General features: G+C 49.6%; 19 protein-coding genes. 17 read left to right on the forward strand and 2 right to left on the reverse strand.

Translation table 11 applies throughout. The features are described from left to right. Position 1 precedes the first annotated feature (1 nt). From U9S71_RS00680 to U9S71_RS00720, 9 genes are all read left to right on the forward strand, one after another. Positions 2-1,027, forward strand: a complete 1,026-nt coding sequence (locus tag U9S71_RS00680; RefSeq protein WP_326324442.1) for a zinc-dependent alcohol dehydrogenase — start codon at positions 2-4, stop codon at positions 1,025-1,027. Between the two features lie 32 nt (positions 1,028-1,059). Next, positions 1,060-1,887, forward strand: a complete 828-nt coding sequence (locus U9S71_RS00685; RefSeq protein ID WP_326324443.1) for a glycerophosphodiester phosphodiesterase — start codon at positions 1,060-1,062, stop codon at positions 1,885-1,887. Positions 1,888-1,904: 17 nt separating this feature from the next. Beyond that, the gene (locus U9S71_RS00690; RefSeq protein ID WP_326324444.1) at positions 1,905-2,945 is read left to right on the forward strand and encodes a substrate-binding domain-containing protein; all 1,041 of its coding nucleotides are present in this window, start codon (positions 1,905-1,907) and stop codon (positions 2,943-2,945) included. 39 nt (positions 2,946-2,984) lie between these two features. Further along, the gene (locus U9S71_RS00695; RefSeq protein WP_326324446.1) at positions 2,985-4,460 is read left to right on the forward strand and encodes a sugar ABC transporter ATP-binding protein; all 1,476 of its coding nucleotides are present in this window, start codon (positions 2,985-2,987) and stop codon (positions 4,458-4,460) included. Between the two features lie 11 nt (positions 4,461-4,471). Further along, positions 4,472-5,392, forward strand: coding sequence for an ABC transporter permease (locus U9S71_RS00700; RefSeq protein WP_326324448.1), 921 nt, complete (start codon positions 4,472-4,474; stop codon positions 5,390-5,392). 2 nt (positions 5,393-5,394) lie between these two features. Beyond that, entirely contained in the window at positions 5,395-6,885 is a 1,491-nt protein-coding gene (locus U9S71_RS00705) for a mannitol dehydrogenase family protein (protein ID WP_326324450.1), read from the forward strand. Between the two features lie 46 nt (positions 6,886-6,931). Beyond that, positions 6,932-7,867 carry a PfkB family carbohydrate kinase gene (locus U9S71_RS00710; protein ID WP_326324452.1) on the forward strand — a complete coding sequence of 312 codons (936 nt, stop codon included), beginning with the start codon at positions 6,932-6,934 and terminating at the stop codon, positions 7,865-7,867. A 157-nt stretch (positions 7,868-8,024) separates the two neighbouring features. Further along, positions 8,025-9,326, forward strand: a complete 1,302-nt coding sequence (locus U9S71_RS00715) for an FAD-dependent oxidoreductase (RefSeq protein WP_326324453.1) — start codon at positions 8,025-8,027, stop codon at positions 9,324-9,326. Positions 9,327-9,448: 122 nt separating this feature from the next. Continuing rightward, positions 9,449-10,744 carry an MFS transporter gene (locus tag U9S71_RS00720; RefSeq protein ID WP_326324454.1) on the forward strand — a complete coding sequence of 432 codons (1,296 nt, stop codon included), beginning with the start codon at positions 9,449-9,451 and terminating at the stop codon, positions 10,742-10,744. Between the two features lie 280 nt (positions 10,745-11,024). Here U9S71_RS00720 and U9S71_RS00725 read toward each other — a convergent pair whose 3' ends face one another. Then, positions 11,025-12,017, reverse strand: coding sequence for a hypothetical protein (locus tag U9S71_RS00725; protein WP_326324456.1), 993 nt, complete (start codon positions 12,015-12,017; stop codon positions 11,025-11,027). Between the two features lie 1,604 nt (positions 12,018-13,621). Between U9S71_RS00725 and U9S71_RS00730 the strand changes: the two genes are divergently transcribed. The 3 genes from U9S71_RS00730 to U9S71_RS00740 all read left to right on the forward strand — a co-directional run bounded on the left by U9S71_RS00730 (position 13,622) and on the right by U9S71_RS00740 (position 16,421). After that, positions 13,622-15,460 (forward strand): carbon starvation CstA family protein, encoded by a 1,839-nt coding sequence (locus U9S71_RS00730; RefSeq protein WP_326324457.1) that lies wholly within the window; start codon positions 13,622-13,624, stop codon positions 15,458-15,460. Positions 15,461-15,528: 68 nt separating this feature from the next. After that, positions 15,529-15,951, forward strand: coding sequence for an Xre family toxin-antitoxin system antitoxin (locus U9S71_RS00735; RefSeq protein ID WP_326324459.1), 423 nt, complete (start codon positions 15,529-15,531; stop codon positions 15,949-15,951). Between the two features lie 8 nt (positions 15,952-15,959). Continuing rightward, on the forward strand, positions 15,960-16,421 hold the full coding sequence (locus tag U9S71_RS00740; RefSeq protein WP_326324460.1) for an RES family NAD+ phosphorylase: 462 nt from the start codon (positions 15,960-15,962) through the stop codon (positions 16,419-16,421). Between the two features lie 26 nt (positions 16,422-16,447). Here the strand turns inward: U9S71_RS00740 and U9S71_RS00745 are convergent, their stop codons facing one another. Continuing rightward, entirely contained in the window at positions 16,448-16,669 is a 222-nt protein-coding gene (locus tag U9S71_RS00745; protein WP_326325278.1) for a helix-turn-helix domain-containing protein, read from the reverse strand. 11 nt (positions 16,670-16,680) lie between these two features. Here U9S71_RS00745 and U9S71_RS00750 point away from each other — a divergent pair, with 11 nt between their 5' ends. The 5 genes from U9S71_RS00750 (at position 16,681) to U9S71_RS00765 (ending at position 19,580) form a co-directional block, all read left to right on the forward strand. Beyond that, positions 16,681-17,028, forward strand: a complete 348-nt coding sequence (locus U9S71_RS00750) for a nuclear transport factor 2 family protein (RefSeq protein ID WP_326324461.1) — start codon at positions 16,681-16,683, stop codon at positions 17,026-17,028. 71 nt (positions 17,029-17,099) lie between these two features. After that, a complete protein-coding gene (locus tag U9S71_RS00755) occupies positions 17,100-17,306 on the forward strand; it encodes a hypothetical protein (protein WP_326324462.1) in 207 nt (68 codons plus the stop codon). Continuing rightward, positions 17,303-17,467 carry a PIN domain-containing protein gene (locus tag U9S71_RS20955; protein ID WP_436410293.1) on the forward strand — a complete coding sequence of 55 codons (165 nt, stop codon included), beginning with the start codon at positions 17,303-17,305 and terminating at the stop codon, positions 17,465-17,467. Before U9S71_RS00755 ends, U9S71_RS20955 begins: the two co-directional genes overlap by 4 nt. Before the next feature lie 268 nt (positions 17,468-17,735). Beyond that, positions 17,736-18,332, forward strand: a complete 597-nt coding sequence (locus U9S71_RS00760; protein WP_326324464.1) for an RNA polymerase sigma-70 factor — start codon at positions 17,736-17,738, stop codon at positions 18,330-18,332. Between the two features lie 75 nt (positions 18,333-18,407). Then, positions 18,408-19,580 carry a FecR family protein gene (locus U9S71_RS00765; RefSeq protein WP_326324465.1) on the forward strand — a complete coding sequence of 391 codons (1,173 nt, stop codon included), beginning with the start codon at positions 18,408-18,410 and terminating at the stop codon, positions 19,578-19,580. The last annotated feature ends 112 nt before the right edge of the window (positions 19,581-19,692 follow it).

Genomic DNA, 19,692 nt, shown 5'->3' on the forward strand with positions numbered 1-19,692 from the left:
GATGAAAAGAGCAACGATGTTATCTCCTGGTCATATCCAGGTTTCCGACGTAGCTGAAATCGCGGGAATAGGTGATGATGAAGTCTTGGTAAAGATCATGAGAATAGGGGTTTGTGGATCGGATATACACGTTTATCACGGGAAGCATCCATTTACTCCTTTTCCTGTTATACAGGGCCATGAATACAGTGGAGAGGTTATGGCTGTAGGTGAAGCTGTGAGTTCGGTTAAAGTTGGCGATAGGGTAACGGGTAGGCCGCAGCAGGTTTGTGGAACGTGTGGCCCCTGCCGGGCGGGACGCTATAATGTATGTTCGCGCCTTAAGGTGGAAGGTTTCCAGGCGCCCGGTGTTGCACAGGATTACTTTGCGCTGCCTGAAGACCGCGTATATGTTGTTCCAGACCAGGTGAGTTTCGACGAGATTGCCCTTCTGGAGCCCGCGGCAGTCGCCGCCCACGCCACATCAATGATAGAGAGCATTACGTCTAAAGTGGTTGTTGTTGCTGGGGCCGGACCCATCGGAAATCTTATTGCCCAGTTTGCGAAGATACGGGGTGCTAAACGGGTCATCGTTAGTGATTTCAACCCGTTCAGGCTCGGCTTGTTAAGAGAACTAGGTATAAATGACGTTATCAATTTAGCGGAAGAGGATTTTAAACAAGGCGTTACGAGGATATTGGGAAAAGAGGCGTTTCAAGTAGGGGTTGAAGCTGTCGGGGTTGAACCCGCGCTCCATAACCTTATAGATCACGTTGAGAAGGGCGGGCAGGTGCTCATTGTGGGAGTTTACGAAGAGCACCCCCGCTTAAATATGGGATTCGTAGGTGAGCATGAGTTAACCGTGCAGGGTAGCATGATGTACAAACACGAAGACTATGTGAAGGCAATTGAATACTTGGTGTCGGGCGAACTGCAGCTATCGGCATTAATCACGCATAGATTTGGATTCAATGCATATAACGAAGCTTATCATTTCATTGAAAAAAACCCGACTCAAACATTAAAAGTATTAATCGATGTAAATTAAATATGATGAATAGTAAAAAAAGTTCCAGAAGAATGAATGTCAAATTTCGAATTGTAGGCTTGTTTGCCGCTATCTTATTATTGGGCAACACGGTTTATGCGCAGCAAGCGGAGGTGAAACTGTTTGCACACCGGGGTGGTGCGCACGAGTACGATGAAAACACGATCAGCGCTTTTCAGGCAACCTACGATAAAGGGCTGAGAGGCTATGAGCTCGATGTCCGGCGAACAGCGGACGATCAATTGGTTATCTTCCATGACGCTAATCTAAAGCGGATTGTGGGGCAAGAAGGCGCCATCGAAGACTTGACGCTCGATGAAATCAAAAAACTACGTACCAAGAAAGGGAACGAGATCCCAACACTTGATGAGGTGCTGGCCTTCTTCAGCGATAAACCCTGGGTTTATATTGAGTTTGAAATGAAAACCAATAAGCCCATGTATGATGAGAAAACACTTGAAGCATATTGTGATCAGCTCTATCAGAAAGCGTACGCCGCCATGCCTCCCACGTCGAATTATGTACTGACCTCTTTTGATACCCGACCACTCCGCTATTTGAAAACCACCTACCCTACTGTAGATTTATTGCTGATTAAAGGAGCCCCTTTAAGCCAGGAGGTGCTTGATGAGGCGAAGGAACTCGGCATAGATCGCGTAGGATGTAATGTGGATGGTACCACCCGAGCCATGGTGAAGGAAGCAAAAAAGCAAGGTTTCAAAGTGAGTTTATGGCCCGGCCGGTCCGTTGCGGATTTCCTGCTTGGTGTTTCCTTGGGTAGCGACTACCTATGTTCGGATGTACCGGTTGCGGTGACGGAGTGGGTAAAAGCGAACGCACCATGGATTACGTTGAAATAAGTGCCAAAAGTATTTTTATGCGTGCAGTAATTAATCATATTCATCGAACGCAGGCCGTATGGGGTGTGCTGTTGTTGCTACTGGCCGGTTGCTTGCCGAAAGAACAAGCCCGCAATGATGACCCTTCGGGAAGCAAAACGGGTCTGCAGTACGTGTCGGCTGCGGATCTATCTGCCACCAAAGTAGGTTATTGCGGTCCTTCTATGGTAGCCCCTTACTATGTAGCGCTGGAGACTGTCGTAAAACAGAGCGTGCAACATTACGGAATGCACTATTACATGGCCGATGGGCAAGAGGATGTGGCTAAACAGGTAGCGGCGATCGAAGACCTGCTTTCCAAGGGGATTGATGTGTTGATTTTAAATCCCTTGGATCCAAAAGCGGCCGTGCCGGTTGTTAACCGGGCGGCGCAGCAGGGGGTAAAGATTTTCATCGTGGACTCGATGATTGACGACGCCGCTTCCTACATCTCCTCAGTTGTTGCAAACAATACCATGAATGGCGAGAAGCTGGGCCTCTGGTTGGCAGAAAACACTAACGAGGATCTAAAGGTTGCTATCATCAGCGGTAATCAGGGAAACCCGGTGGGGCGCGAGAAGCGACTGGGGTTCGTACGTGGACTGGTAGATGGTCAGCTGCATAAGCAAGCCAAAACAAATTTTTCGATCGTGGCCCATGGCTGGGGGCAATGGAATAATAATGGGGGGTTAAAAGCCATGGAAGATATCCTGGTTGCGCACCCCTATGTCAACGTGCTTCTGGCAGAGAACGATGCCATGGCCATCGGTGCGCTCAAGACCATCCGCCAGATGGGGAAAGAAGGGAAAATTACCGTGCTGGGATTTGATGGTCAAAAAGAAGCGTACGAGCTGATCAGTGCCGGATCTTTTGCCGCGACAGCTCAGAACAGTCCGAAGATATTGGGGGAAATGATTGTGGAAATAGCCGTCAAACATCTCAATGACGAAGAAGCAATCGAGAAAATCAACTACACACCTTCCGTATTAATATCGGCGGATAATGTGGATGCGTTCTATGACCCGCAGGCATTGTTTTAAAAGGAGATTAGGTTAGCCAAATATATTAATAGTTGGAACATGCTTGTTTTAAAAAAAATATCCAAATCATTCGGAGGCGTCCGTGCGCTTGAAGACGTGGACCTGTCGATTCGTAAAGGGGAGATTCATGCCCTGCTCGGCGAAAATGGCGCTGGTAAATCCACCCTTATGAAGGTGATTTCAGGGGCCCACAAAGCAGATAGTGGGCAAATCATCATCGATGGGCAGATTATTGACCATAATGACCCTCATGTCGCTAAAACTCGAGGTATCAGTATCATTTATCAAGAGTTCTCGCTTATCCCCGAACTCAGTGTTTCTGAGAACATCCTATTCGGCAGCGGCGAGGGGAAAGGGTGGCTTAATAGAAAGAAAATGGATAATGATGCTGCGGCATTAATCCATTCGTTAGGTTTCGACATTGATGTGAAAAAACGCGTGGCACAGCTCAGTGTCGCGCAACAGCAGATTGTTGAAATTGCCAAAGCGCTTTCGCAAGATGTGAAGTTGTTGATTTTGGACGAACCGTCTGCGGTATTAGGAACCAAAGAGGTGAAAAAGTTGTTCAGTCTACTTTATGCACTTCGCAAAAAGGGTGTATCGGTTATTTATATATCACACCATCTAGAAGAGTTGCTGGAGTTGACAGACCGGGTTACCGTATTGAAAGACGGAAGAACGGTAACCACCTTAGAGACGTCTGCAGTTGATAAAGATAGGCTGGTTAATTTAATGGTAGGCCGTGAGCTGACGCAGCTCTATCCAGAGAAGCTCAGCAAGCCAGTCTCTTACGAAAAGATTGTCATAGACAAATTGTATGGTAATGACCCGCAACCGATATCCTTTGAAATCAGAAAAGGAGAGATTCTGGGCTTAGGTGGTCTGGTCGGTGCCGGACGGACGGAGATACTGGAAAGCTTGTTTGGTTTGTCTAGGCAGCGGCCCGCAACATTACAATGGAAAGAGCAATCGATAAGCTACCGTACGCCGCGCGAAGCCATCTATGACGGATGGGGTATGGTGCCCGAAGACCGCAAAAAACATGGTGGTATCCTCGACTTGAGTATACGTGACAACATCAGCCTCACAAACTTGAGTCAGATTGCCAATAGATGGGGGTTCATCAACCACCGAAAGGAAGAGAAAATCGTCCGTGAATTGATCAGTCGGCTCCGTATAAAAATAGGTGATGTTCATCACCCTTTGGCTACACTCAGTGGTGGCAACCAACAGAAGGTCGTGTTAGGCAAATGGCTAAACCGTAGCCTGCATGTACTGCTGATTGATGAACCTACACGTGGTGTGGACGTAGGAGCACGTTCCGAAATCTATCAAATCATCCAGCAACTGGCTGATCAGGGAATGTATATCGTCATGGTCTCTTCAGATATGGAAGAGCTAATGGGGATGTCTGACCGTATTATGGTGATAAAAAATGGAATGCTTCAAGGAACAGTTGGTCGATCGGATTTTAGCGAAGAAAAAATTTTGAGAATGGCCATCGGCGCCAATTAATTTGATATGGAATGAGGGAAAAGCTGTTAAAAAACAACACACTGATTATATTTCTGCTGTTGCTTGTGGTATCAAGTTTCACTTCTGACTCTTTTTTGACCATGACCAATGTCACCAATCTGCTGCGCCAAGTGGCACCCATTGGGCTAATTAGCATCGGTATGTTCCTGGTTATTTTAACGGGCGGAATCGACTTATCCGTTGGTTCCATCGTGGCATGCGTCGGCGTCGCTTTCGCGCTGCTTTCCTATGAGGTGTATTTTAGCGCAGCAATAGTGCTAACCTTGCTACTGGGTATTGCTATCGGTGCTGTCTCAGGTTACCTGGTGGCATACCGTGGTGTCGCTGCTTTTATCGCCACATTGGCGCTCATGACCATTGTGCGTGGACTTGGTTTCCTGCTATCAAAAGGGGCGCCAATCACCGTAGGGCCACATTCGTCGGCGATACTCAGCTTGGGTACGGGCAGTATACTCGGGGTGCCGCTGTCGGCCATCCTGTTAGGTGTGGTATTCATCATGGTGTTTATTGTACTCAAGTACCATATCTATGGTAGGCAGATTATTGCAATAGGATCTAACGAAGAGGCAGTACGGCTATCGGGCATATCGATAGAGCGGGTTAAATTCTCGGTCTATGTTATCGCTGGCTTTCTCACCGCGTTGGCCGGTTTGCTGATGGTGGGCCGCACCGGTGTTGGCACGCCTAATATCGGCGTGGGTTTAGAGCTCGATGCCATAGCTGCCGTCGTCATCGGTGGGGCCAGCTTGTTTGGCGGCAAGGGTTCGGTTGTTAATACATTGCTGGGGGTTCTGATATTGGGTATGATCGGCAACATTATGAACTTACTCGATATCACCGCTTATATGCAACAATTGATTAAAGGTGTGATTATCATTTTGGCAGTCATCTTCCAAAAGACGCAGCAATAATTATGACCACATTAAAGAATGAAACATTAAGTCAGTTACCCGCGGCGGTGCAAACACCGCTACCCGTTAGCAAGGGCAACAAAAACCATATTCTGCATATCGGAGTTGGGGCGTTCCATCGGGCGCACCAAGCCTATACGTGGCATCAGTTGCGACAACGGTATCCGCAGCAATACGCCGATTGGACCATTCTAGGGGTATGTCTTATGCCCGCCGATAGGGCTTTCGTACAACAATTTGAGGAACAGGACTACCTGTATACCCTGCGTATGCGGGCTGCCGACGGGAACGACGACGTCGTGGTCATCGACAGCATTACCGAAGTGCTATACGGTCCGGACGATACGGCTGCCGTTATCCATGCAATAGCCCATGTCGATACCCGGATCATCAGTTTCACCATCACCGAGGGTGGTTATAATACCGATTTCGATAACCATCAGTTTATCTGGTCGAACGCCCATATCCAACACGACCTCGAACCCGGCAATCCACCTAAAACGGTGTTTGGTTACCTCGCAAGAGGCCTTGCTGAACGCAAGGAAAAAGGGGTAGGAGGCTTGGTGTTGATGTCGTGCGATAATATCCAAGAAAACGGACATGTGCTGAAGCATGCATTGCTTGCTTTCCTGGAACGATATGATCCTACCTTGAGAAACTGGGCAGCCGATCATGTGTCCTTTCCAAATAGCATGGTCGACCGTATTACTCCGGCTTCTACAAGTCATGATAAAGACGACTTCGAGTCGTGTTTTGGTTTGCGCGATAATTTGTTGGTGGTGAGTGAAGATTTTTTTCAATGGGTGCTTGAGGATACCGGGCTTATCGGTATTCCGCCATTGGATGAAGTCGGCGTTCAGTTGGTAGACGATGTACGCCCTTATGAGGCTATGAAATTGAGTATACTCAACGCGGGGCACTCGTTGGTGGGCTTATTAGGAGACGCCTTGGGTTATACCAAAATACATGACGCCATCCGGCACCCGCAGATTGCAGCAGTATTTGAACGATATGCAATATATGAGGCCATTCCCGTATTGCCGGCCGTTGCCGGTGTCGATTTGCAAGTTTATTTCCGAACGGTCCGCTCGCGCTTTTCCAATGCGATGATCAATGACGCTACGGCACGGATCATCTCGGGCTCGTCCGACAAGATTCCGAAGTTCTTGCTTCCGGTTGTCCATAGAAATTTGCAGACGAAGAACTCAAATATTGATATAGCCGCCTTAGTTGTCGCGGCTTGGTGGTACTATCTTTACCGAGCCAATCGGCTAGACGACATGCGGACCGTGATAGACAATAAGCGGGATGAGCTCAAAGCGCTTTTCGATGACGAATCGGTATCATTCATACGATTTTTGCAATACCGACCGGTCTTCGGCAATTTATCCGCCAATCCCTTATTCGTGGATAGTTGTAAACATTATGCCGCCTCGTTCTTGAATGGCAAGATGGAAGATTTACTGCGCGACATATTGGGCAAATTAAGATGATCGCAGCCCTATTAAAAGATATTATTCAATTGTTAGATTGCATTAAATGAAAAAAAATAATCGAATTTTCTGTTTCGGAGAGGTACTATGGGACGAGGTAAATGGCGAAGACGTTCCGGGAGGGGCCCCACTTAATGTGGCATACCATATAGGGAAAGATGATCGGTTTGAGGTGCATCTTGTCAGTTGTATTGGCGACGACGCAGCTGGCGCGTGTATGTTGTCTCTTATCGACGGCTGGTCTATCGATAGGCAATTTGTACAATCTACAGCGGACTACCCCACCGGCCGGGTAGTTGCTAATGTATCGGATAGGAATAAGGTATCTTATGATATTTTGCAGCCTGTAGCCTGGGACTACATCAATGAAGACAGTGCGCTCAGTGATTGTCTTCACGAAGACGACTGTTTGGTTTTCGGCAGCCTTTCTTGCCGAAACATGAAATCCAGACAGACATTGTTCACCTTATTGTCCCAAAAATGTTTCCGTATATTCGATATCAATCTGCGAGGCAATTATTACGACGAGGAGACGTTGTCTGTGCTTTTGGAAAATACTGATTTATTAAAGATCAGCGATGAAGAATTGGTCATGGTAACACGCCTTTTCCAGCCGACCATGACAACAGCCACGGAGAAGGAACAGCTTCGCACGCTGATGAGCCGTTTTAACATCGGTGCTGCGATCGTGACGAGAGGAGCGGACGGCGCTAGCTATTATACAACGGAAGGCCATTGGGATGTGCCGGGTGTACGTGTGGCGGTGGTGGACACTATCGGTTGCGGCGATGCGTTTCTAGCGGCCTTTCTGCGATACCGCCTTACAGGCACCTCCTTGGAGACCACACTGAACAATGCGATGCTGACCGGTGCCTTTATAGCAAGACAAAAAGGCGGCTGTCCACCTTATACATTGGCAGATTTGGAAACGTTTATAAGCGAAAAAAGTACGGGCGAGTTCGGACGATTTTCGGCTCATTGAAATGGTACGATGAACAAAAGATGTCCGGCTGAAGCTACTTCTTTGCCCATAGGGGTTATTAGCATAAAGCACCGAAAAGCTCGATTACCGCGATGGGAAAAACTGTGAATTTAGGCTTCGACATGATAGAAATAGATGTTTTTTTCAAATTTTAAAAATGAAACGAATATCACAAACAAAAGACATTCCCGTTATCGCAGAATACGATGTGGTGGTGTGTGGTGGCGGTCCCTCCGGGTTTATCGCCGCGATTGCCGCGGCCAGGGGCGGAGCACGTACCGCACTGATCGAACGGCATGGCTTTCTTGGCGGCATGGCCACAGCGAGCCTCGTGGCACCCATCAGTGTGTTTAACTACAATGAACGCCGGATAATCGACGGGTTACCCTGGGAGTTTATCGAACGCCTTATAGCTATCGGTGGGGCGAGGGAAGAAAGGCCGCTGGGCAACATCACCTTTTCGCCCGAAAAATACAAGCTCATCGCCCAACGAATGGTTCTCGAAGCGGGGGTGTCGCTTTATTTCCATTCGTACCTTACCGGCTGCCAGAAAGATGGCGACCGGCTCACGCATGTTATCATTGACAATAAGAACGGCACGGAAGCCATTTCCGCGAAATATTTCATTGACTGTACGGGCGACGCCGATTTGTCTTACCAGGCTGGTGTACCCATGCAGCCTATGAACAAGGAGCTTCAACCCGCTACGTTGATTTTTATGCTGGGTGGCGTCGATACCGACTCGCTGCCGATGCTGCGCCATAGCCAGCAGGGCGTAAATTACCACGATATCAACATCCGCGAGCTGCTCGAAGAATTGGGCAAGGAAACCGAGTTGCCCCGTTTCGGCGGGCCCTGGTACTGCGGTGTGCTTGACCACGGCCTGGCCTTGGTGAACATGACCCGTACGTATGCCAACATGGCCGACAATCGCCAAACCACCAAAACGGAATGCCTTCTCCGTGAAGATGTCTTCACTTTTGTGGATATTCTGACAAAAAATGTCCCCGCCTTCAAAGATGCCTTCCTGGTGTTGACCGCTCCGCAAGCCGGCACGCGCGAGACCCGACGCATCAAAGGGGTGCATACCCTGGCGGGTGAGGAGTATATCGAAGCACGCGACTTTCCCGATGCCATTTCAAGAGGTTGCCATCCCGTGGATATCCATTCGTCGGGCTCGAATAACCAGCGGTGTGAATTCCTCAAAGATGCCGCATTCGTGCCCTACCGATGCCTTATCGCGCCGGATTTTCCCAACTTGCTAGTTGGCGGAAGGGCTTTTTCTGCCGACGGCATATCTTCAGCCTCGGTTCGCGTGCAGGCCTCTGTGATGGGACTTGGCCAAGCGGCCGGTGCCGCAGCCGCGTTATGTGTGCAGTCGGGTACCGACGTTGGCGAGGTAGATATCGCCGAACTTCGAAACACCCTGATAACGTACGGGGCAAATCTTACCAATTAATTCCACAACACATTTTTTTAATCAAAGCATACTCGATTATTGACAACGTAAGGAATCATCGGCAGCATGGGCGTTCTTCGGAAGAGCGATTATAATCGCGGCTGCAAATTAAAAATCAACGAATGAAGAACATATTCTTTCCTGTAGCCGGAAGCGGCTTGAACGGTAAACTTACACAACCCGAATTCAGGCGCTGGGCTATAGTCGCCGTGGTCTTCCTCGCTATCGTTTGCAACTACATCGACCGGCAGATTGTGTCCGTGTTAAAGCCCCTGCTCAAAACAGAGTTCGATCTAGACGATTCCGGTTATGCGGTCATTATCAATATTTTTACTGTATGTTATGCGCTATCCTATCCATTTACCGGATGGGTGGTAGACAAGATCGGCCCTAAGCTGACCATGTTTTGGGGCATCCTATTATGGTCTATTGCCAGTATCGGTGGAGGGGTTTCCCGCACTGTTACGCATTTCGGTTTTTTCAGAGGACTTTTAGGCGTTGCGGAGCCCACGGTGTTCCCCGCCCAACTGAAGGCCGTTACCGTCTGGTTTCCGGGCAAATTAAGGGGCACCGCAAACGGCATCTGCCAGGCAGGCGGTTCTATCGGTGCAATTTTAGCCCCGCCATTGGTTGCGTGGCTTGCCATCAACTACTCATGGCATGCCGCCTTTATCGTGATGGGGGTCGCGGGCATCATCATCGCCATTCTCTGGAAACTGATTTACAAAGACCCTCCTCAAGCCACCCTTGATGAAGCCTTGCAAAGTACCGTTTCAAAAGATGCGGTATCCTTTTCCTGGAAGCAGCTCTGGGGCAAAAAAAGCCTCTGGGGGGTTATCCTGATACGCTTCGTCAGTGACCCCGTTTGGTACTTCTGCCTTTTCTGGCTTCCCGGATATTTGCAGGAAGAATCGGGGTTGTCGTTGGCACAAGTGGGGATGTTCGGATGGATTCCATTTCTGATCGCCGATATCGGTGCGGTCGGTACTTCCATGTTGTCGGACAAGATTGTACGTAGGGGAACGCAACCCCTGTTGGCCCGGAAAAAAATGCTGACCTGGATCACGTTTCTCACTGTGTTTTGTGCTTTCACTCCGTTTATAAACAATGCTGCATTAACGATTGCCATTTTTAGTGTGGTTGCGCTCGTCTGCGTCAGTTGGCTTTTCACGGTAGGCGTGGTGATCGCCGAATCTTTCCCCGTACACAACGTGGCGAGTGTACAAGGAATTGTGGGAGGCTTCGGCGCATTGGGGGCAGTGATGTTCAATTTTTTTGTTGGCGAAGCCATGGATGCCCCGGGTGCCGAAAATATATTTTTCATCATGGCCCTCCTGCATCCTATCGCGTTATGGATCCTATGGAAAATTGTGAAGCCCGCCAAACCAGCAACCGATGAAACGGCCACAGGCTCCTAAGATATTTTTAACTCATTCATCAATGATAATAAACTAATAAATATGAGAAAGATCGTTAGTTACATCGTATTCGCGCTTTTTTCAATAAGTATGGCTGTGGCGCAGCAAGATTATCAAAAGCCTGTTCTCGAGCAAAAGGATTCGTGGAGGAATTCTTCCCCGATGGACACACCGTCAAGGTGAAGACATTTTCACCCTTGTTTGCCATCTCACCGACCTCGCAATCTCATGCGTGGAAAAAAGATGCTCGCAATGAGTTCACGTTGCAATTTGATTGATATCAAGGCAAACCTGTAAATCCATCCGGGAACCACTTTATTCCCGCTACGGCACACCCGTGTATTACTTTCCCTCCCGCCGTTGTGGGCTGCAGGTCGTCAACAGGCTCGCCATCGTAACCCGGCACTAATTGGATAGGCGACGAAGGATCGGCGGGCACGATTCTTAGTTCACTGCAATCGTTGGTGGCCGCTTGGTCGCTGAAGTCCAATACCAGGTATTTCCCATCCGGGCTCCACCCTGCATCCCATTCATTGAAACGGGAATTGGTGACCTGTTTATGCTCGGCACCTTCCGTAAGTAACAACGTATAAATGTGGTTGTTGAAGGTGTAGGCTATCGTGGCCCCATCGGGCGAAATGGCAAGGTCGACCGGCACCGTGCTATAATCGGCAAACGTGCGGATTACGTTAGACACGGCTTGTCCCTCCACAGCAAAGTCGCTTATTTTGGCAATGGCATACCCTACCGGATTTCCCTGGGCATCCAGTGCTTCTGCCGCAATGATCAAATCGTCGCCATCGGGCGAAAATGCGAAATCCTTGACATGCGGAACCATGGCCAGGCTTTTACCCGTACGGTCCATTAAATGGAAATCTGTACGGAGTAATGGCTCATCGGCCGATTTTACCAACACCCCCAAGGATTCACTGCCTGGCCTGAAATCCGGGGTTTTTTCAACCGCATAAGGGGCAGTGAAGCTAACGTTGGATTCGACGTCGTCGAAGCGATGGATATGGATGGTAGACTCGCTTTCAAAGGCGTCATAGTCGAACCATAGGAACATGCTACCGTCGGCAGAGACGTTGTATCCGTACCCTTCTGAAAAAACCGTCCGTTCGATTTTATCCGCAAAGGAGTACACCATCAGCTCGTCGGCCGAGGGGTACACCAATGTGCCTTTCATCGACGGGTTTTGGCCGGTATCTCCCCGGTTATCGTCTTTGGTGCACGACATAAAAAAGGCAAAGGCGAGGAACAAAATCAATGACATCCGCATTTCTGTGTTTTTTTAAGAACTGTTACAAAGATACGCAATCCGCCGAACCCGATAAATCCACGGAAACAAGGATTTTTCGTAGTTTGAGGGTGTGGACGCCGGCTGCGTAGTACATCATGCCGGCTACGTAGGGGTTCATGCCGGCTACGTAGGGGTTCGGCGCGTCGGGCTACCCCTAGATCGCGGCTGCCTAGTCCGTAGATGCGCTTATCTAGTATGGGGCTGCCACAAGTTAACACGTGGAAGCGGCATTGTAGTCCGGGGATGTGGCACCGTAGCCCCGGGAAGCCTTGTCGTAGTCCGGGGATGTGGCAACTTAATACGTGGCAGCGGCATCGTAGTCCATGGATGTGGCGTCGTAGCCCCAGGAAGCCTTGTCGTAGTCCGAGGGTGCGGCAAGTTAATACACGGTCGCGGCATCGTAACCCCGGGAAGCCTTGTCGTAGTCCGGGGATGTGGCAACTTAATACGTGGCAGCGGCATCGTAGTCCATGGATGTGGCGTCGTAGCCCCAGGAAGCCTTGTCGTAGTCCGAGGGTGCGGCAAGTTAATACACGGTCGCGGCATCGTAACCCCGGGAAGCCTTGACGTAGTCCGGGGATGTGGCAACTTAATACGTGGCAGCAGCTTCGTAGCCCTAGGAAGCCTTGTCGTAGTCCGAGGGTGCGGCAAGTTAATACCCGGTCGCGGCATCGTAACCCCGGGAAGCCTTGACGTAGTCCGGGGATGTGGCAACTTAATACGTGGCAGCAGCTTCGTAGCCCTAGGAAGCCTTGTCGTAGTCCGAGGGTGCGGCAAGTTAATACCCGGTCGCGGCATCGTAACCCCGGGAAGCCTTGTCGTAGTCCGGGGATGTGGCAACTTAATACGTGGCAGCAGCATCGTAGCCCTAGGAAGCCTTGTCGTAGTCCGAGGGTGCGGCAAGTTAATACACGGACGCGGCATCGTAGCCCCAGGAAGCCGTGACGTAGTCCGTGGGTGCGGCAAGTTCATACGTGGCAGTAGCATCGTAGCCCCCGGAGGCCTTGTCGTAGTCCGGGGATGTGGCAACTTAATACGTGGCAGCAGCATCGTAGCCCGAGGAAGCCTTGTCGTATCCATGGATTAGCTTAGCTTAATACACGGTCGCGGCATCGTAGCCCCAGGAAGCCTTGTCGTAGTCCGTGGGTGCGGCAAGTTAATACGTGGCAGTAGCATCGTAGCCCCAGGAGGCCTTGTCGTAGTCCGGGGATGCCGCACCGTACTGCATGGAAGCTGTAACTTAGTGTTGCGGTACGCCAACGTAATACGAGGAAACCGCCGCCTAGTACGAGGAAACGCAGAGAAGTGCTTTCCTTGTTGGGGGTCCGTATCCGTGCCGAACAAAACAAAAAGAACGTTTCATCCTTGGCAGAAGGCCCATGAGTAAGCACTTCGCTGATAAAGATTATATTTCTGAGAAGCCGACCAATTGATGGCGTTTTAATAATCAAACTCAGGTTATTACTCCCATATCTTTTGAAAATGTTATGTTTGAAGTCTGAAAAAGATGACCATAACAGATAGACCATGAAGGCGATATCCGAAAATCATGACCATTAGCTGATAAAATTAAATATATGGAATTTCTCAACGGCATCAACGCCCTCACGCTCGTTTTCGCATCGCTCTTGATCTTCGCGATAGCCTACCGTTTCTACGGCATTTTCATGGCCCACCGGGTACTGCGACTGAACGGCGCGAATGCCACCCCAGCGGTTTCGCTGGCCGACGGCCGCGACTACGTGGCTACGGACCGTAACGTGCTGTTCGGCCACCATTTTGCCGCTATCGCGGCAGCGGGTCCGTTGGTAGGCCCGGTACTCGCCGCGCAGTTCGGCTACCTGCCCGGTGCATTGTGGATCCTCATCGGCTGTGTACTGGGGGGCGGGGTGCATGATATGGTGGTACTGTTCGCCTCAGTGCGACACAAAGGCCAGAGCTTGGCCACCATCGCCAGCAAGGAGATCGGCCGCACCACAGGTGCCATCGCCGGCGTGGCGGTGCTATTTATCCTTATCCTGACACTGGCCGGCCTCTCGCTGGCCTGCATCAGCGCCATGAACGAAGCACCTTGGTCGTTGTTCACCGTAATCGCTACCATGCCCATCGCCATCATCATGGGGCTCATCATGCGCTACCGGGCCGGCAGCGTCACGCTGGCGAGCATTCTGGGTGGCATATTGCTCATCGCAGCCATCATCGGCGGGCATGGATTGATGGAACACCAGGCTATCGCCAGCTTGTTCCACTGGAATGTCGGAACGATTTCCATCGCTATCGCGGTGTACGGCTTCATCGCTTCGGTGCTGCCGGTATGGTTATTGTTGGTGCCGCGGGATTACCTGTCGACCTATCTGAAGATCGGTACCATCCTGATGCTTGCCGTGGGGATCGTATTCGTGCACCCCACGCTGGAAATGCCGGCACTCACGGAATTTGCCGCCGGGGGCGGCCCCATCATCGGCGGGCCGGTGCTGCCGTTCATCTTCATCGTCATCGCCTGCGGGGCCATCTCGGGCTTCCATGCCATTATCGCCACGGGTACCACACCCAAGATGCTGGGCAACGAGAAGGACATCCTTTTCGTGGGTTACGGAGCCATGCTGGTAGAGGGGTTCGTGGCCTTGATGGCACTGATCGCGGCCTGTACGCTGATGCCGGGCGATTACTTTGCAATCAACACGCCCAGCGGCACCTATGAGGCTTTCTTGGCCGCCAACCCCGGGCTGCACCAGGTGGATCTGCCGCACTTTGTGGAGAAAATCGGCGTGGAACTCCAGGGCCGCACGGGCGGTGCGGTGTCATTGGCCGTGGGTATGGCCCATATCTTCAACAGCATCCCGTTCATGGACGAGGTGATGGCCTACTGGTATAACTTCGCAATCATGTTTGAGGCGGTGTTCATCCTCACGGCCATCGATGCCGGTACGCGCGTTGGCAGGTTCTTTTTGCAAGAGATGATCGGAAGTGTGATACCGCGGTTTGCCGACAAAAATTGGGCGCCGGGTGGTATCATTGCCGGCCTGCTGTTCACTTTCGCCTGGGGTTATCTGGTATATACGGGCAACGTGAGTAGCATCTGGCCACTATTTGGCATCAGCAACCAGCTGCTGGCGGCATGCGGGCTGATCGTGTGCACCACGATGCTGATCCGGTTGAACCGGGGCAAATATGCGCTGTGCTCGGCCATACCGGGGGTATTCATGGCGGTGATCACGTTCTGGGCGGGTTACGCGCAGGTGATGGACATTTACCTGCCCCACGGGCAATACCTGCTGGCTTCACTGGCCGTGCTGGCCATGGTGCTGATGCTCATCGTGTTCATCGGTGCCTTCCGCAAATGGTCGCAATTGCTGGCTATGCCGGCCGACAAGACCGATGCCTACGGGGAAACGGTGAAGGAATTGGTGAATTGAATTTTTTCGTTTTGTAAATAGAATATTTTCACCACCTTTGTAGGTGACGGAAATTAATTGCAACACGGATGAGCGCGATAGGTACCTCAATTAAGAAAGCATTCAAATCACTGAAAACAGAAAGTGATGCGGCTATATTTTTTGCTGCTCGCAACGGAATACCGCCCACGGTGTTCTACCGTTTCGCCAAGGCATCTCAGCTCGCTGAAAAAGAACTGGCTCGATTAATTAACCTATCCGCCCGTACGGTGGGCAACTACCTCGAACGCCAACAGCCTTTGGCACGGGTGGAGAGCGAGCATCTGCTTAAACTGATTGCTTTATACGAGAAGGGAGAGGCCTTATTTGGTGGCGTCGGTGAATTTAACCAATGGTTGCGCAAGCCATTTTGGAACCGGGATGACCGTCCGGTCGATTGGTTAGATACACCTTCCGGCGTAGACCTTGTTATCGATGAGCTCGACCGCATCGCCCATGGGTATGTTATTTAGTCTTAGACATGTTAATATACCGAATAGCCCATAAGCAATACAGCCGAGCACTGTTCGCTCCCGGGTTTGGCGGGCGTTGGAACAGTGAAGGTAAGAAGGTTATCTATGCAGCCGAATCTATTCCATTAGCTTTTTTGGAAAGCATGCTACGCCGACAAGGCGTCGGTTTTAATCGTGATTTCAATACCATGATTATTGAAGTGCCCGACACGCTGCCAGTGAAGACGATTGACGTAGAGCAATTGCCGGATGCTTGGCGCGACTCCTACGATTATCGTATCTGTCAACAGATTGGTGATGAGTGGTATGATAGTGGCGAAACGCCACTGCTAAAAGTGCCATCTGCGGTACTCCCCGATGCCGCTAATTATGTTATCCACACCGCACACCCCGACTATTCACGCATCAAGCTGGTTAACGTCACTACGCTTATTCCTGATCAACGGATAGAGGGGTTGCTGAGAAAGTGATTTTTCACATTAAATTCCTTATGGAATCAAGTTAACGTGCGGTCGTTTTCCTTACATGCGTCAATCGTTGAGTTATCCAGATGTTGGCTAATCACTTTGTACTGCTGCTTATACTGGATGGGGGTGCATCCAACAATGCGTCTGAAGTGTCGGAAAAAGTTAGACCGATTACTGAACCCACATTCAAAACAAATCGCTTCCGTAGTATGGCGTTGCGCCTCGATCAGCATGCGCTTGGCATGGCTAATCCGTACCTCAAATGGAGCGTTTTAGGGTTGCACTCCTATCTCCGCAAACGTCCGTGCTGGAGGACATGACATCCGAAGCACTGACTTACGGCCATTCTTCAGGGTTGATGGAAGACCAGGATACGTTTATTCATTCGGTGATTTCTGGAAAATTTAAATTTACGCAGCTCGAATTCAATGACCAGACGGTTAATATCGAAGGCAATACGGCCATTGTGAGACACACCCTTTTCGGCCACACGGCCGACGAAGGAAAAGAACCGGCTACGGTTGCCTTGAGCGTTTTGACGATTTGGCAGAAGGTCAATGGAAAATTGCGTCTGCTTGCCAGGCAATCGGTGCGGAAGGCACCGGTTTAGCGTCGCCACTTTCGGAACCCTACAATCTTCTGGTTTTGCACTTATACGTTCTTTTGTTTTAATTTGTAATTATGGTAATAGAGCGCATTGAAGATGATCGGGTTAAAATTACATCGTCTGCTGCTGTTGATACATTTGGGTTGCAACGGCTCATTGACTATGTGAATTACTTGGAGGCGACAGCAAAAAGCAAGGCGACGCAAAAGGCCGTAGATCAATTGGCCGATGGGGTAAACGCCTCATGGTGGAGCAACAATAAAAATCGGTTTATCAAGTGATTTTAATTGTTGATGCCAATATCGTTTTCAGCGGTATATTGAATACCGATGGAAAGATTGGAGATCTTCTGATTAATTCTGTTGGTTATTTAAAGTTTATTGCACCGGAATATTTGCGTAAAGAAATAAAAAAACACTACCTAAACTTTCTAAAATCGTGAAACTGCCTGTGTCACAGATTCAGGAAACTGAGTTTCAAGACGGCACGCTTAAACAGGACATATTTATTCCAGATGGCCACATGAACGAGAAGGGATATCGGATTCGGCAACAAGTCATTGAACCGTACCTGATTAAATAAACTTTTTTTACCCATCATAGCAGTTCCCGTGGCGACGTTGTGGGCGAATGCCGGCTTGCACTTTGGTCGCTCGATTTTGGTTTAGTCGAAAAAATCGTGATATTAGACCTAATATTAACTAGCTCATTTTGGCCAAATATCCCCCAATCGACGAAAGTGCCCTGCTTGCTCAGTTGCAGGAGGGCGGTGATTTGGCATTTAGGGTAGTATTCGAACGTTTCTATACGCGGCTGTGTGTGTTTGCGGATCGATTCGTACATGATCAGGAAGCCAGCAAAGATATTGTCAACGATGTATTTATTAAATTTTGGAAAGCGCCGAAAAAATTCCAACACATAGACCATGTACTCGCCAGTCTCTATCTAACTACGAAGCACACGGCATTGAATCACCAGCAACACGTTGTACGTTCCATGAAGAGGGATTTCGCTTATCAGGCCAAATGCGATGACGATGATACTCACTACTTGACTGAAATCGCCCGTACTGAAATGTTGAATGAATTGCATGCGGCGATTGCAAAGTTGCCCGAAAAAGCAGGAAAGATTGTCCGTGCAACCTATCTGGAAGGGAAATCCAACCAGGAAGTTGCCGACGAGATGGGGATAAGTATGCAAACGTTGCGCAACCAAAAGAGCCGGGCATTGGCTATGCTGCGTGGCCGCCTCCCGAAAGATAGCTTCGCGCTGCTTATGGCGGGCATCTTTTTGATAAACCGTTTTTAATTTCGATTTTTTTTGAAGATTCTTTGGTACAAAACGTATTTGGTGTTGTATACTAAATAACGACCAATACGAGAGATGGACTTTAACAGGGAAAAAATATCGATAACCATGGGGCGGATCATCGGCCGGTCAATTAGCGGAACGATAACGCCGGATGAGCAAGCAAAGTTTGACGATTGGTTGCAAATCGAAAAGAACCAACAAATCTATGCCGCTATCCGCAACGGGCAGCCCTTGAGCGAAACGTTATTAGCCTTCGATGGAATTGACGTCAATGAAGGCTATCGCGAATTCCAAGCATCCATTGGTGATAAAAAGAAAGGCTTTTGGTTTAGGTCCTGGATGGCGGTAGCGGCAGCTGTCACTGTATTTCTAACAGTCTGGGCCACGATTTATCTGGTCAAACAGGCAGACAACCAACCTGTGGAATTGGCTGCCGGAAAAACGCACGATATCCTGCCAGGGGGAAATCGGGCCACACTCACCCTGGCAGATGGCCGTACGATAACCTTAGACGAAGCCCGGAGCGGTATCATTATCGGGAGCGGAGGAATAACTTACAATGATGGAGATCCGCTTGCGGTGGCTGAGGGCAATACGAAGAGACAGGTTGGTACGGCTTTATTGGAATTAAGCACTCCCAAGGGGGGAACCTACCAAATCACACTGCCGGATGGCTCTCAGGTGTGGCTCAACGCGGCATCTACCTTAAAATATCCGGGCCACTTCGGTAGCGATGAGCGTACGGTTGAGCTCGAAGGGGAAGCCTATTTTCGGGTTAAAAGTGATCGGAATAGGCTTTTTAAGGTGAAGAGCAATGAGCAGTATGTCAGTGTTTTAGGTACAGAGTTCAATGTTTTGGCTTATCATGATGAATTGGAAACTCAAACCACGTTGGTGGAAGGGTCTATCGAGATTTTTAACCGACGTTCCGAAAAAGTCAATAAGCTATTCCCAGGGGAGCAGGGGGTCATTCGCGGCTCCGCTATCGCGGTACAGCCCGTAGCGGTAGATAAATACATTGCTTGGAAGGATGGACGTTTCTACTTCAAGAAAACGCCTTTCGAAGAACTGATGCGTCAAATTGCACGGTGGTATGATGTCGAAATTGTATATAACAAAGATATTCCCCAAGAAACGTTCTCTGGCGAGATGAGCCGAAACCTCACCCTAAAGTCGGCGCTGGAGCTTTTAAATGTGTCGGCCGTTAAAGTGAAGATTGTGGGTAGACGCCTAATAGTGAATTAACCCTTATAAGTTACATCAACTCATTATAATAATGCATATGGAAAAATAGAGACAAAGATCCCTTCTAAAAAACAAAGGGAAGTGCGGCTAACACTCCCCCGTTTGTTTGGAT

This window comes from Parapedobacter flavus (assembly GCF_035818675.1).
Taxonomy (GTDB): Bacteria; Bacteroidota; Bacteroidia; order Sphingobacteriales; family Sphingobacteriaceae; genus Parapedobacter; species Parapedobacter flavus.